The 14,423-nt window shown below is 42.6% G+C and carries 13 protein-coding genes; 7 read left to right on the top strand and 6 right to left on the bottom strand.

The window, feature by feature from the left end; all coding sequences use genetic code 11:
• Positions 1–224: 224 nt before the first annotated feature.
• The 3 genes from CXF95_RS12340 to argE are packed head-to-tail and all read right to left on the bottom strand — an operon-like array spanning position 225 to position 2,930.
• The gene (locus CXF95_RS12340; RefSeq protein ID WP_101198986.1) at positions 225–632 is read right to left on the bottom strand and encodes a methylglyoxal synthase; all 408 of its coding nucleotides are present in this window, start codon (positions 630–632) and stop codon (positions 225–227) included.
• Positions 633–645: 13 nt separating this feature from the next.
• A complete protein-coding gene (locus CXF95_RS12335) occupies positions 646–1,788 on the bottom strand; it encodes a galactose oxidase (RefSeq protein WP_101198985.1) in 1,143 nt (380 codons plus the stop codon).
• A complete protein-coding gene (gene argE / locus CXF95_RS12330; protein WP_101198984.1) occupies positions 1,785–2,930 on the bottom strand; it encodes an acetylornithine deacetylase in 1,146 nt (381 codons plus the stop codon). The genes CXF95_RS12335 and argE overlap by 4 nt, the downstream gene beginning before the upstream one ends.
• A gap of 348 nt (positions 2,931–3,278) precedes the next feature.
• On the opposite strand from argE, the gene argC reads away from it, so the two are divergent.
• The 7 genes from argC (at position 3,279) to CXF95_RS12295 (ending at position 10,889) form a co-directional block, all read left to right on the top strand.
• Positions 3,279–4,307 carry an N-acetyl-gamma-glutamyl-phosphate reductase gene (argC, locus tag CXF95_RS12325; protein WP_101198983.1) on the top strand — a complete coding sequence of 343 codons (1,029 nt, stop codon included), beginning with the start codon at positions 3,279–3,281 and terminating at the stop codon, positions 4,305–4,307.
• A 2-nt stretch (positions 4,308–4,309) separates the two neighbouring features.
• Entirely contained in the window at positions 4,310–5,113 is an 804-nt protein-coding gene (gene argB, locus CXF95_RS12320) for an acetylglutamate kinase (RefSeq protein WP_101198982.1), read from the top strand.
• Between the two features lie 2 nt (positions 5,114–5,115).
• Positions 5,116–6,045, top strand: coding sequence for an ornithine carbamoyltransferase (locus CXF95_RS12315; RefSeq protein ID WP_101198981.1), 930 nt, complete (start codon positions 5,116–5,118; stop codon positions 6,043–6,045).
• Between the two features lie 217 nt (positions 6,046–6,262).
• Complete coding sequence (locus tag CXF95_RS12310) at positions 6,263–7,510, top strand: argininosuccinate synthase (protein ID WP_101198980.1); 1,248 nt, start codon at positions 6,263–6,265, stop codon at positions 7,508–7,510.
• Entirely contained in the window at positions 7,510–8,883 is a 1,374-nt protein-coding gene (argH, locus tag CXF95_RS12305) for an argininosuccinate lyase (protein WP_101198979.1), read from the top strand. Before CXF95_RS12310 ends, argH begins: the two co-directional genes overlap by 1 nt.
• Before the next feature lie 10 nt (positions 8,884–8,893).
• Entirely contained in the window at positions 8,894–10,204 is a 1,311-nt protein-coding gene (gene argA / locus CXF95_RS12300) for an amino-acid N-acetyltransferase (protein WP_101198978.1), read from the top strand.
• A gap of 22 nt (positions 10,205–10,226) precedes the next feature.
• Positions 10,227–10,889, top strand: coding sequence for a peptidylprolyl isomerase (locus CXF95_RS12295; protein WP_101198977.1), 663 nt, complete (start codon positions 10,227–10,229; stop codon positions 10,887–10,889).
• A gap of 110 nt (positions 10,890–10,999) precedes the next feature.
• On the opposite strand, the gene CXF95_RS12290 is transcribed toward CXF95_RS12295, so the two are convergent.
• Genes CXF95_RS12290 through edd form a run of 3 tightly spaced genes read right to left on the bottom strand, consistent with a single transcriptional unit; the run spans position 11,000 to position 14,422 of the window.
• On the bottom strand, positions 11,000–11,641 hold the full coding sequence (locus CXF95_RS12290; protein ID WP_101198976.1) for a bifunctional 4-hydroxy-2-oxoglutarate aldolase/2-dehydro-3-deoxy-phosphogluconate aldolase: 642 nt from the start codon (positions 11,639–11,641) through the stop codon (positions 11,000–11,002).
• A 5-nt stretch (positions 11,642–11,646) separates the two neighbouring features.
• The gene (locus CXF95_RS12285) at positions 11,647–12,597 is read right to left on the bottom strand and encodes a glucokinase (RefSeq protein WP_101198975.1); all 951 of its coding nucleotides are present in this window, start codon (positions 12,595–12,597) and stop codon (positions 11,647–11,649) included.
• A 4-nt stretch (positions 12,598–12,601) separates the two neighbouring features.
• On the bottom strand, positions 12,602–14,422 hold the full coding sequence (gene edd, locus CXF95_RS12280) for a phosphogluconate dehydratase (RefSeq protein ID WP_101198974.1): 1,821 nt from the start codon (positions 14,420–14,422) through the stop codon (positions 12,602–12,604).
• Position 14,423 lies beyond the last annotated feature (1 nt).

Genomic DNA, 14,423 nt, shown 5'->3' with positions numbered 1-14,423 from the left:
ATCATATCACTTTAAAGAACCATAAAATTAGGCGCTTTTTTTGAGATTTTTTGGTCTATGTAATATCAGCCATTCACTCAAACTTAGTGCTTAACTTATGGTATTCAAACCATAAATAGAAAAGTGAAACGTCAATTTTCATATGCTTTATTTACTGGCGAATAAAGGTGTCAACATCCTTAAAAAGGCACTTAAATCGAACTTTCACCATCATCACAATGTAATTATAAGTCAGGAATATCTCGCTGGTAATCTGTTTCAAAAAACAAAGGTGACGTAATTAACATATCCGCTGTCGCGACATTACAAGCGACGGGTAAATTCCAAACTGAGCATAATCGTAGCAACGCTTTTACATCGGGATCATGAGGTGCAGGGTTCAAGGGATCCCAAAAGAATATCAAACAATCTAATTTGCGTTCAGCAATCAAAGCACCTATTTGTTGATCACCACCTAAGGGACCACTATTAAAACAATGCACATTCAAATTCAATTCTTTCTTCAATATACCGCCAGTAGTCCCTGTTGCGACGAGCTTATGTTTACTTAATTCAGCTTTGTGCGCCAAAGACCATTTAACTAAATCAGGCTTTTTATGGTCATGAGCAACCAGTGCGATGGTTTTTTGCATTATAATTGGAACCCTATTGACGATGGTTAATGGGTAAGATGGTAGGTGAAAAAGAGGATACCTGGCCTAAGCTTTTTTGTTTAGGGCCCAGACCACCAATCACCACTATTTGTGCCTCTTTATTTTGCCCTTCAGCCACTGAAATTGGCAATATTATGGCGCCACGGTGATCCATTGAGGCCACAGGTAGTGTTTTAATTTTCCATGTTTGACTATGCCATTCAAATTCCCACAACTGGTTACTTGGCTCTGATGGTTTGCCATCGTAACCAATACCGTTGTAGTTATAGGGATTGTCAGTGCCACCAAAAAACCAAATACGGTTAGATGTAGAGTCACTTGCAACAGCCATTCTATATCTTGCAGTACCTGTAGGGTGAGAGACTTTACGCCAGTCTATTTTGAACGGTTTTTTATCGCTGATAGTACCTGAATAACAGGCAGCCTCTGCAATAAAAGTGCGTCTTTTCGATACTTGAGCTTGAACCTTGACCCCATCACAAATCAACATATTGTTATCGACTATGCCACCAGCGTGACCAAACACAGATGCACCCAAAAATGGCGAAGCCTGATGCCAACTATTAGTTTGTATGTCGTAAACTTGCACCAAATTGACGTTACCGTCGTTATGCCAACCACTGATCAAATAGATGTACCTTTGTTGATAAACCAAAGCTACAGCATCATCCACAGGCACTGGCATAGGTGCTAATTTTTTATAACTGTCGTTTAATACATCATAAGCATAACTGTCTGGACTAGAAATTTCGTTATGGCTTTTATCGACCGTATAACCACCAAATATGTAAGCTTTACTCTTGATACCGACAGCGATACTGGCCAGACGACCTTTTAAAGTTAGCGACGAAGGCACAGGGGATTTTGCCTGCCAACTGATTTGTTTCGAGGCAACATCAGACAACTTAAGGGACCACACTTTGTTGTGCACATCCAGATACGTTTTTCCTGATCCTAAGCCCATAAAACTCAATAAATACTCGCCGCCTTCAGTTTTTACAAGTGCCACGGCGTTATTACTCACGGGCTCCGGCAAATCTGGCAAAGGTTGGGCGATAGCAGTATTGAATGAAAAACTAAGAAAAATAGCTGCTAGGTGTAAACCATATTGAGTTGAAATAGTTGGGAGTATCAAAAACACACCTTGTTGATCATTTGCTGCAAAATATTCACAGTGGGATTAACGTAATCCAGAGAAATAAATTCATCAGGTTGATGGGCTTGGTCAATACTACCTGGGCCCAAAACAATCGTATCGCAGCCTAGTTGATTGATAAATGGCGCTTCGGTGGCATAGTTGGCACTTTGGTATTTTTTACCGGTGAGTTGTTCAGCTAGCGCCAAAATATTTTGTTCATCACGACATGCAAAAGCGGGCGCTGTGGGATACATCAAATCCAAACTTAAACGGTTGGGGTATTTTGCGAATACTGGAGCCAACGCTTCATCAATCATGGCAAGAGCTTGCTCATCGCTTAATTCAGGTACAGCACGAAAATCAAAGTTAAGCTTACAATGCCCACAAATGCGATTTTCAGCATCGCCGCCATGAACGTGACCTAAATTCATGGTGACATGGGGCACACTGAAAGCTTCATCATGGAACTGAGTTTTGAGTCTGCTTTGCAAATCCATCAACTGACCAATCGCCTGATACATGATTTCAATGGCGTTGACACCTTTATCAGGGTCGCTCGAGTGCCCCGCTTTACCCTGAATATTTAAACTTTGGGCAATATGCCCTTTGTGTTTATAGATGGGTACAAGTTCAGTCGGCTCACCAATAATCGCCATACTTGGCTTAATCATTTGTTGCTCAGCAAAAAATCGTGCGCCAGCCATGGATGTTTCTTCATCTGCCGTGGCCAATATGTACAAAGGTTTATTCAACTTATTAAGTGGAGTCGTTTTTAATGCTTCAAGAATAAAGGCAAAAAACCCCTTCATATCACAACTACCTAAACCAAACAGCTTGCCATCCGCTTGTTTGACTTTAAAGGGATCGGATTGCCAACGTCCCTCATCAAAAGGCACTGTGTCTGAGTGACCACAAAGCAACAATCCCCCCTCACCGCTGCCCATTTTAGCTAACAGATTAAACTTGTTGCGAGTACCAGGGACTTGTTGAATAGTTATGGAAAATCCCAGCTCACTAAACCACCCTGCCAATATGTCAATTAGGGGCCTATTTGATTGATCAATTTTTTCATCAAAGGCACTAATAGACGGGCTTTTAATGATAATTTCGTAGCGTTCTAAGAAAGATAAATTTGGCATAACCACCCAATTAAATAATTATTCACTTTTATTGCATAAATATATAACACATGGCATGCTATAGCCTAATCAGAAACGATAAATAAATTAGTCGTTTCAATGTCATTGTTTATTACTGTAACTTGTTTTGGTTAGATAACGAATATGTACTATTTAATTTCCCATTTAATTTCCCAGTTGATATCCCTGCCTAGCTTCGCCAGCATGCTGTATCGACGATAGTCGAATCGTTAGCGTATAGCTCACTCTTTGCTTTAAACTATGTACTTTTTGCAAAGAGTGCTTTTTTTATTTTTCGCCTTCAATATTTAATACACGACTCATATAGAGCCTTTAGAGAAATTCCCCATGATCAAAACCTGTATTATTGGAGCCAGTGGATATACTGGCGCTGAATTGGCCGCACTCGTTCATCGCCATACCCAATTTGAATTAGCCGCTTTGTATGTTTCCACTAATAGTGCTGATGCATGTAAATCTTTGGGCGAACTTCACCCGCAATTTTTTAACATCATTGATTTACCACTGCAGCCTATCGATGAAGGCAATTTATCTGTCTTAGCAGACAGCTTTGACCTAATATTTTTAGCCACACCCCATGAAGCAAGCCATAAATGGATGCAGGAGCTATGTGGTAAAGAAAGTGGCAAAAAAGCAGTGATCATGGACTTATCAGGTGCATTTAGAATAAAAGACAAACACAAATTTGCAGCGTTTTATGGCTTCGAACATCAGGCTGATAAATTATTAGCCGAGGCAGTATATGGTTTGGCTGATTGGCATCAAGAACAAATTAAAAATGCAAATTTAGTCGCAGTACCGGGTTGTTACCCCACAGCCTCTTTAACTGCGCTTAAGCCTTTACAACAAAATGCCCTAATTGATTCTGCACATTTTCCTATTATCAACGCAGTATCTGGGGTCTCTGGGGCAGGAAGAAAAGCAGCGTTGAATAGCAGTTTTACTGAAGTCAGCTTGCAGGCATACGGGGTATTGGGACATAGACATCAGCCTGAAATTTCTGACTATTTAGGCACTGATGTCATTTTCACACCCCATTTAGGCAATTTTAAGCGCGGTATATTAGCAACGATCACGGTAAAAACGGCAGCCGGTGTTACTGAGCAACAGATTAGCGACGCCTATCAGCAAGCATACCAAGGCAATCCTATTGTAAGGCTCAGAAATAGCTGGCCTAAAATTGACGATGTAGTCGGCACACCTTTCTGTGACCTTTTCTGGAAATTAGATAGCAAAACTGGCTACCTTGTTATCACCAGTGCCATTGATAACTTATTGAAAGGTGCGGCATCGCAAGCGATGCAATGTGCTAATTTGCGTTTTGGTTTTGAGTCTCACAGGGGATTGGTAAATTAACAATGAGTCATAGAAATATTTTAGTCATCAAGGTCGGCGGCGCGTTTATGCAGGCTGAAGATGCCGCTTTAGCATTGCTAACCACCATTAGTGAGTTACAGAGAAACTTTATTGTAGTCTTAGTACATGGCGGCGGCGCTATGGTAGAAGAGTTACTGAGTGCGCTTAACCTTAGCAGCCAAAAAATTGATGGTTTACGGGTGACCCCTAAAGAGCACATGCCGTTCATCACGGGTGCACTTGCAGGTACCGCTAATAAACAACTATGTGGATTGGCCATTCGAGCAGGTCTTAGCCCAGTTGGCTTGAGTTTGTTAGATGGAAAAATGTGTATTGCAACCGTTATGCGTGAAGAGTTGGGAGCTGTGGGTTCAGTAGAGCCTGGTGATGCAACCTTATTGAAGGCATTGGCCGCCACACATATGCTGCCTATCATCAGTTCCATCGGTGCAGATAGCCAGGGCAATTTACTCAATGTGAATGCTGATCAAGCTGCCACGGTTATTGCCCAGTTATTAGATGCAGAGTTACTGTTATTGTCCGATGTGCCTGGCGTGTTAGATGCCAACAAAAACCTTATTCAAAACTTAGACACTGAGCAAATCGAAACGCTCATCACACAAAACGTAATCCGTGACGGCATGCTAGTCAAAGTACATGCCGCATTAAAAGCGGCGAATAGCTTAGGCCGCAGCGTCACTATTGCCAGTTGGAAAGATGCAAAAAATTTGCTCGGCTTATTGCAACAACAAACAATAGGCAGCAAAATCGCCCCCCCAATAAATACATCTAGTTACAAGGCTTGATTATGAAACAAGATCTTCTTTCATTTAAAGATTGGAATGCAGACCAATTACACAGTTTATTAGCTTTGGCTAAAACCATCAAAAACAATCCTGCAGGTTATCGCAGGGCTTTAGATGGCATGTCAATTGTTGCCTTATTTGAAAAACCTTCATTGCGTACCCGTGTGAGTTTTGACATTGGTATCAATAAGTTAGGCGGCCATATGGTGTACCTAGACACCCAATCAAATAAATTGGCTGGCAGAGAAGATGTCAAAGATATGGGCGCAAACTTGGCCTGTTGGGCAGATGCAATTGTATCTCGTGTTTTTTCACATCAAACCTTAGAACAATTAGCTGAGTCATCTAAAGTACCCGTCATCAATGCTTTGTGTGATATGTATCACCCCTGCCAAGCGGTAGCTGATTACCTCACTATCAGCGAAAACTACGGCGACTTAAGTAAAGTTAAACTAGCTTACATCGGTGACGGTAATAACGTAACCCATTCACTTATGTTAGTCGGCGTTGCACTGGGCTGTGAAGTGGTTGTCATCACTCCAGAAGGTTACGAAGTTGACGAAAATATCATAAAGCTAACCCAAGCGCGTGCCCAACAGTTTGGCGGAAAGCTAACCGTTAGCACTGACATCAATGCAGCAAATGGTTCACAAGTTCTGTATACAGACACTTGGCTATCGATGGGTGACGAGACGCCATTAGCCGATATCAAAGACACTTTCGCTGGTTATGAAATTAACGAAGCGTTGATGGAAAAAACCGGTGCTGAATATGTATTACATTGTCAACCAGCCCACAGAGATTTAGAAATCAGCGGCAGTTTGATCGACAGTGATGCATCATTATTAATGCAACAAGCTGAAAATCGTATGCATGGACAAAACGCTATTTTGGTACATTTACTAGCTAGCGATTTCGAACCAAGAAATTAAAAAAAGCTACGAGCTACGAGCTACGAGCTACGAGCTACGAGCTACGAGCTACGAGCTACGAGCTACGAGCTACGAGCTACGAGCAGAGTGTAAAAAATATTGTAGATAGAGTGTCAATCATAAATCACTTTATTAAATCAGATTAAATTAATGCAGCAATGTGTTAGCTCGTGGCCATTATCTCGAAGCTCGCAGCTGCCTTTAAACAGGAAATATCATGGCTATTAAAGCAAACAAAGAATTCAAAAAAGTAGTGTTGGCATATTCAGGTGGGCTAGATACATCAGCTATCATTCCTTGGTTAATCGAAACCTATAACTGTGAAGTTATCGCTTTTGCAGCCGATGTAGGTCAAGGCGATGAGGAATTAATTGGGCTTCGTGAAAAGGCTCTCGCCACTGGCGCAAGTGAATGTTATATCGTTGACTTGAAAGAAGAGTTTGTTGCTGACTATATTTACCCAACCATTACTACTGGAGCGGTATACGAGGGTGAGTACTTACTAGGTACGTCTATGGCTCGACCTATCATTGCTAAAGCGCAAGTCGAAATTGCCCTTAAAGTGGGTGCGGATGCCCTTTGTCATGGTTGTACTGGTAAAGGTAACGACCAAGTTCGTTTTGAAGGCACCTTTGCAGCTCTTGCGCCACAATTGGCGGTGATAGCCCCTTGGCGTGAGTGGGACATGGTATCGCGTGAAGATCTACTTGATTACCTAGCCGAACGTAACATTGAATGCTCAGCATCTTTAACTAAAATTTATAGCCGTGACGCAAACGCTTGGCATATATCTCACGAAGGTGGTGAGTTAGAAGATCCTTGGTGTGAACCCACTAAAGGGATCTGGACGTTAACCGTTGATCCAGAAGACGCTCCAAATAAGTCAGAACGTGTGCAACTTAGCTTCGAAGAAGGCAAGTTAACCAAAGTAAATGGTGAATCATTAACACCTTACGGCGTTTTAATGGCCCTTAACAAAATTGCAGCAGCCCATGGTGTAGGCCGTATTGACATTGTTGAAAACCGTTTAGTTGGCATGAAATCTCGTGGTTGTTACGAAACGCCAGGCGGCACAGTCATGATGAAAGCTTATAAAGCCCTTGAGTGTTTGGTCTTAGACAAAGCATCACTTAAATACCGTGAACAAATCGGTCTTGAATATTCACATGTGATGTATGACGGTCGCTGGTTTACTGCATTAAATGATGCCTTATTAGCAGGCGCCGCCAGTTTCGCAGAAAAGGTCACAGGTGAAATTGTAGTTAAACTCTACAAAGGCCAAGCTACAGTTACCCAAAGAAAATCTCCTAACAGCTTATATTCGGAAGACTTTGCTACTTTTGGCGCAGATGACGTATACGACCAAAGCCACGCCGAAGGTTTCATCCGTTTATACAGCTTATCTAGCCGTATCGAAGCCATGAATAAAAAAGGCTTAGCCTTTAAAAATACAGGTAGCGAATAATGAGCTTGTGGGGCGGGCGTTTCCAAGATGGCAGCAGTGCGATGTTTAGAAAGGTGAACGATTCGTTACCCTTCGACCGTGCACTCGCTAGCCAAGATATCCTCGGTTCTATTACTTGGTCAAAAGCGATATATAAAGCCGGTGTATTAACCCAAGACGAACAACAGCAGCTTGAACAAGCGCTGCAAGCATTGTTAGTTAAAGCCGAAGCAGGCACCTTGGACTTTGATGCAAGCGATGAAGAAGACATTCATAGCTTTGTTGAAGCCACGCTGATAGAACAACTTGGTGATATAGCCCGCAAACTGCACACGGGTCGAAGCCGTAATGATCAAGTGGCCACAGACTTTAGATTGTGGACACGTGAACACGTTGACTTATTGATTGACGACTTAGAAAACGTCAAGGCCTCTTTAGTTGGCACGGCTAATAACAATAAAACGGTTATATTGCCCGGTTATACTCACTTACAACGGGCGCAACCTGTGCGTTACCCACACTGGTGTTTAGCCTATGTGGAAATGTTTAAACGTGACATTAGTCGCTTACGTGACTTAAGAGTGCGTTTAAATCAGTCACCCCTTGGTTGTGGCGCGTTAGCAGGGACAACTTACCCTATTGATCGTTATGAAATTGCCAGTGAGTTAGGCTTTGATAGTCCCTGTTTAAATAGCTTAGATGCGGTGTCGGACCGGGATTTTGTATTGGAGCTTTTATTTACTGCCAGCACCAGCATGATGCACATGTCGCGTATGGCCGAAGACTTGATTTTCTTTAACTCAGGTGAAGCCGGATTTATTACATTAGGTGATGAAGTGACCTCTGGCTCATCATTGATGCCACAAAAGAAAAACCCCGATGCCCTAGAACTGATGCGTGGTAAATGTGGCCGTGTATTTGGAAGTTTACAAGGCATGTTAGTGACCATGAAAGGTTTACCCCTTGCTTACAACAAAGACATGCAAGAAGACAAAGAAGGTTTGCTGGATGCGGTGACTCAGTGGCATATCTGTTTATGTATTGCCTGCGAAGTCATTGACAGTATCAAGTTGGACTCAGAGCGATGTGCTAAGGCAGCTCGTGAAGGTTATGCGAATGCCACTGAACTGGCCGATTATCTTGTAGCTAAAGGTATCCCCTTTAGAACCGCTCATGATATTTCAGGTCAAGTGGTATTAGCCGCGCTAGAGAAGAAAAAAGCCATCGAAGAGTTAAGCATTACTGAGTTGCAGCAATTCTCAAACTTAATTGAAAACGATGTTTACGAAATATTGCAACTAGAATATTTAGTGAATAAACGCAGCATCTTGGGTGGGACGGGGATTGACCCAGTAACAAAAGCGCTAAACGCTGAATTAGCGCAAATTAAGTAAGGATTTATTTGTGGTCGTTTCACATATCGACAGCGTCAAAATTATTCGTAACTCGGCGCCATACATCAATGCCCACAGGGGTAAAACCTTTGTTTTGATGTTTGGTGGCGAAGCCATTGAAGAAGCTAACTTTGCCAATATCATTCATGATATTGCCTTGTTAAACAGCTTAGGTGTGCGTTTAGTTTTAGTACATGGTGCAAGACCGCAAATCGATCAGCGCGTGATACTACGTAACTTGCCATCTCGCTTTCACCAAGGTATTCGCATCACCGATAAACAAACCCTTGAATGTGTAAAAGACGCAGCAGGTTCGCTGCGCGCTCAGGTAGAAGCGTTATTAACTATGGGGCTGGCTAATTCGCCCATGCACGGCTCACATATCCGTGTGTGTTCCGGTAATCTAGTGGTTGCGATGCCTATAGGTGTCCGCGATGGGGTAGATTTTGAAAATACAGGCCTAGTTCGCCGTATCGATGTAGATGGCATAAACGACCATCTAAATGACGGCTCCATTGTGTTGTTATCCCCAATGGGATACTCAGCCACTGGCGAAATATTTAATTTATCTCATGAAGACGTGGCCACCAAAGCTGCGATCGCACTTAAAGCCGACAAACTCATATTATTTAACTACCAAGACGGCATAGTTAACCAAGATGGAAAACTCCTAAGAAATTTAGAATTAGACGCGCTCTACGCCATGTTGAATGAGCCTTTTTACGCCTCTGAAAAACAGTCATTACAAGCCATAGTCTCTAGTTTAGAAGCGGGCATTAGCCGTTGTCACACTGTTAGTTATCGTCAAGATGGTGCGCTTCTACAAGAGCTATTTACCCGTGATGGCGCAGGCTCACTAGTATCCCAAGCATTATATGAACAACTGCGCCAAGCCAATATAGAAGATGTAGGTGGTATTCTTAAACTGATCAAGCCTTTAGAAGAAACTGGTATCTTGGTTAAACGCTCAAGGGAACATCTAGAGCAAGAAATCGAACAATTTGCCTTGATTGAACGAGACGGTATGACTATAGCTTGCGCCGCGCTCTATCCTTATTTAGAAGAGAAAATGGGTGAGCTAGCCTGTGTTGCTACCCATAACGACTATCGTGGTGGCAATCGTGGCGAACGGCTATTAGATGCCATCAAAATACAGGCACGAGAACAAGGCTTGGACTTCATTTTTGTGCTCACTACTGTTACAGCCCACTGGTTTCAAGAGCAAGGCTTTGTTGAAATCAGCCTAGACGAATTGCCAACCAAGAAAAAACTGCTTTACAACTTTCAACGAAAATCTAAAGTGTTTAAGCTAGCGGTTTAAATACTCGTAAATTAGGCCCGCAATGAATGCATATCTGATCCCCAAAACACAACTTTTGGTTGTGTTTTTTATTAGTTTCATAATATCTGGCTGCGACTTATTCCAAGACCAAGCCATCAAGGATGCACAACAATTTATCAACCAACAAAAGATTGATAAAACCCAAGAAGACTGGAAAACAACGTTACCGCAACCCACCGAATTCACCTTTAGCCAAGATATAACTTACCTCTGGCAATTAACAACTAATAAGGGTGAGATTGTTATCGAACTTATGCCAGACATTGCCCCCATGCATGTGTCTAGCACACTATATTTAACCACTTTAGGTTTTTACGACAACACCCTATTCCATCGAATTATCCCTGGCTTTATGGCTCAAGGTGGCGACCCCTTAGGTAATGGTAGGGGTAACCCAGGTTATAAATATGCAGGGGAATTTAGTGATGACATCAAACATACTCAGGGAGGGTTACTGAGTATGGCGAATTCCGGTCCAATTACCGACGGTAGTCAATTTTTCTTAACCTTCACGGCTACGCCTTGGTTAGATGGAAAACACACTATATTTGGTCAAGTTGTACAGGGCATGGAAGTGCTTGAACGTATGGAAAAAATCGGATCGAGAAGTGGCAAAACTAGCGAAGAAGTGGCAATCGTTAAAGCAACTATTTTGATTCAATAAGTGTAGGACATGTTAATGTTAATTTGGAATAACCAAGTTAGCATTAACACTTTTTCATAGACAATAAAAAAGCCACTAATGCGGCGTTTTTAGCATTACTGGAATTAAAATTATTTAACGCCAGCTACCGCTTGTTTTGCAAGCTCAGTAATTTTATCCCATTCACCATTGATCATGACATCTTCTGGAGCTAACCAAGAGCCACCAGCACAACAAACATTAGGTAATGCTAAATAATCATTGTAATTGCTTGGACTAATACCACCTGTTGGACAGAATTTAATATCAGGGAAAGGACCACCGATAGCTTTAAGGGCTTTCACGCCACCTGATGCTTCAGCAGGAAAAAATTTCAAATGGGTATAACCATGATCAACAGCTGTCATCAATTCTGAAATAGATGAAATACCAGGAATAAGCGCAATATTGCCTTCGTTTCCAGCCTTGAGTAAATCAGAGGTTAATCCCGGGCTAATCGCAAACTTAGCACCTGCATCTATGACTTGTTGTAATTGAGCACGATTTGTCACTGTACCTGCACCGATAATCGCTTCTGGTACTTCCTTAGCAATTTTTGCAATCACTTCTAGGGCAGCGTCTGTACGTAAAGTCACTTCTAATACCCGAATACCTCCAGCGATAAGTGCTTTAGCCAATGGCACCGCGTGTTCAATATTTTTAATCACCAATACAGGCACAACAGGCCCTTGACTGAATATTTCTTCCGATGTGATTTTCCATTTTTTTGTCATTGAACTTAACCTTTACAATTTTGATTTAAATAAGCCATCGCACCAATCAAACCATGATCCGGCTCAGTAATAATGAAAGTCGGTATGCAAGCTACATAGTCACGAAATCGACCCTTGGCCTCAAAACGTAACCGAAAATCACTTTGTTTAATAAAATTGGTGAAACGAGGGGCAATGCCACCTCCAATATACACGCCACCACGTGTCCCTAAATTAAGGGCAAGGTTTCCTGCAAAGCTACCCAAGATTTTGCAGAATTGTAACAATGTAGCCACGCTTAATGGGCAACTACCGTCAAGGGCTCGTTCAGTGATATCAGCAGGCTCATCCAATGGTGCTAATAATCCTTTATGCTTGGCAATAGCTTGATATATATGCACCAAACCACGACCGGAAAGCACTTCTTCAGCAGAAGCATGGCCAAATTTATTGGTTAAAAATTGCCAAATAGCGATATCCACCTCATCCACTGGAGCAAAATCAACATGACCACCCTCACCATCTAATGCCAACCAACCTTCTGATGTATGAGTTAAGTGTTTCACCCCAAGTCCAGTACCAGGACCAAAAACAGCCATGTTGTCAAAATCATTTGCATGCCCTTGACCAACTTGTTCTTTCTGTTGATTGGTTAATACAGTAACGGCATAGGCAACTGCAGTGAAATCGTTAATCACCCCTAACCAATCTAAGCCTAACTCAGCTTGTAATTGGGAGATAGAAAACTGCCAGTCATTGTTGGTCATAGAAATCACATCACCATTTACTGGGCAAGCGACACCTAAACATCCCGCAGTAAAACTCACCTCAGGAAATTCAGCTATATATGCTCCAATAACAGTCCCTATGGTCTTATAATCACTACACAAATATTTTTTGATATGACACAGTCTGCCACTATCTAATTGTGCCAAACGAATATTAGTACCACCTACATCCGCAACAAATTTTGACATTTGATTAGTCCTGGCCAACGAACAATGAGCAAGCTCCCTGCTCTGCACCGGTTAATGTTGAGCGCATACCAGCAAACATTTCACGGCCCATGCCAATTTGATGTTTTGCAACGTCGGGCACCTTAGCCTCGCGCTTGGCTAATTCTTCTTCACTGATAAGAATATCCATCGCACCAGTTTCAGTATTAAGTTCGAGCATATCACCATTTTGTACCTTAGCTAATATACCGCCTTTTAATGCTTCAGGAGTGACATGGATAGCCGCTGGCACTTTACCTGAAGCGCCAGACATACGTCCGTCTGTAACTAATGCAACTTTAAAACCCCTGTCTTGCAATACCGCTAAAGGTGGAGTCAAACTGTGTAATTCAGGCATACCAATAGCAGAGGGCCCTTGAAAGCGCACGACCACCACACAATCCTTATTTAGCTCACCGGCTTTAAACGCCGCGTGCAACTCAAACTGGTCTTCAAATACCACAGCTGGCGCTTTAATTTTGCAATGTGGTTCACGTAAAGCAGAGGTTTTCATAACTGCACGGCCTAAATTACCGCACAATACAGATAAACCGCCGTCAGCCTTAAATGGCTCTTTAACAGTAGCAACGACTTGTTTATCAAATGATTCTCTTGGCCCGTCGCGCCATACCAGTTCGCCATGTTCTATTATTGGCTCTTTAGTATATTGCTCTAACCCTTGACCACATATGGTTTGCACATCGTTATGCAGTAACCCACCTTCTAACAATTCTCTGATCAACAATCCCATACCGCCTGCTGCAGTGAAGTGGTTAATGTCGGCTGAACCGTTAGGGTAAATGCGAGTTAATAAGGGTACTGCGCTAGAAATATCTGCAAAATCATCCCAGTTGACGATGTATCCTGCGGCTCTAGCCACAGCAACTAAATGCATAGTGTGATTTGTTGAACCACCAGTAGCCAACAGACCTACCAAACCATTTACAATGGCTTTGGCATCCACTATGTGACCAATCGGACGATAGTCGTCACCTAAATCAGTAATACGGGTAACTTGCCTTGCAGCGGCATCTGTTAATGCGTCACGTAAAGGTGTGCCTGGATTAACAAATGACGAACCAGGGAGATGTAGACCCATTATTTCCACTACCAATTGATTACTATTCGCGGTGCCATAAAAGGTGCAAGTACCGGCTGAGTGATAAGACTTTGATTCAGCATCTAGCAACTCTTCGCGACCGACTTTACCCTCAGCATAAGCTTGGCGTACTCGCGCCTTTTCTTTGTTCGGGAGACCCGAAGGCATGGGTCCTGCAGGGACAAATACCGTAGGTAAATGACCAAAACTCAAGGCACCAAGCAATAAACCAGGGACGATTTTGTCGCAAATACCTAACATCAAGGTGCCATCAAACATATTATGTGAAAGCGCAACAGCCGTGGCCATTGCAATCACATCACGGCTCATCAGGCTCAAATCCATGCCCGGCGTACCTTGAGTAACACCGTCGCACATAGCAGGTACGCCACCAGCAAATTGGGCGACACTACCCACCGCATTAATCGCCCGTTTTAGCTGAGCCGGAAAGGCTTCATAAGGTTGATGAGCCGAGAGCATATCGTTATAAGAAGACACTATCGCAATATTCGATTTAGTCATGCTACGCAAGTCGGTTTTATCTTCGGTGCCACAAGCAGCAAAGCCATGAGCTAAGTTGCCACAAGACAATGAGCCTCGATGAGGGCCTTGCAAGCGTGCACTTTCAATCTTTTCTAAATAACTTTTCCGCGTACTTTGGCTCCGCTGAATAATTCGGTCTGTGACTTCTTGGATAACAGGGTTCATC

Origin of the sequence: Paraglaciecola sp. MB-3u-78 (genome assembly GCF_002835935.1) — a bacterium.
Classification (GTDB): Bacteria; Pseudomonadota; Gammaproteobacteria; order Enterobacterales; family Alteromonadaceae; genus Paraglaciecola.
The sequence above is the reverse complement of the archived record's forward strand: the minus strand, read 5'-3'. Positions and strand labels throughout refer to the sequence as shown.

Excerpts from the sequence above, each read along its gene's own strand:
- argC (WP_101198983.1), top strand. The coding sequence starts at position 3,279 with ATGATCAAAACCTGTATTATTGGAGCCAGTGGATATACTGGCGCTGAA.
- CXF95_RS12315 (WP_101198981.1), top strand. The coding sequence starts at position 5,116 with ATGAAACAAGATCTTCTTTCATTTAAAGATTGGAATGCAGACCAATTA.
- CXF95_RS12310 (WP_101198980.1), top strand. The coding sequence starts at position 6,263 with ATGGCTATTAAAGCAAACAAAGAATTCAAAAAAGTAGTGTTGGCATAT.
- CXF95_RS12295 (WP_101198977.1), top strand. The coding sequence starts at position 10,227 with ATGAATGCATATCTGATCCCCAAAACACAACTTTTGGTTGTGTTTTTT.
- edd (WP_101198974.1), bottom strand. The coding sequence starts at position 14,422 with ATGAACCCTGTTATCCAAGAAGTCACAGACCGAATTATTCAGCGGAGC.
- CXF95_RS12340 (WP_101198986.1), bottom strand. The coding sequence starts at position 632 with ATGCAAAAAACCATCGCACTGGTTGCTCATGACCATAAAAAGCCTGAT.
- CXF95_RS12290 (WP_101198976.1), bottom strand. The coding sequence starts at position 11,641 with ATGACAAAAAAATGGAAAATCACATCGGAAGAAATATTCAGTCAAGGG.
- CXF95_RS12285 (WP_101198975.1), bottom strand. The coding sequence starts at position 12,597 with ATGTCAAAATTTGTTGCGGATGTAGGTGGTACTAATATTCGTTTGGCA.
- argE (WP_101198984.1), bottom strand. The coding sequence starts at position 2,930 with ATGCCAAATTTATCTTTCTTAGAACGCTACGAAATTATCATTAAAAGC.
- argH (WP_101198979.1), top strand. The coding sequence starts at position 7,510 with ATGAGCTTGTGGGGCGGGCGTTTCCAAGATGGCAGCAGTGCGATGTTT.
- argB (WP_101198982.1), top strand. The coding sequence starts at position 4,310 with ATGAGTCATAGAAATATTTTAGTCATCAAGGTCGGCGGCGCGTTTATG.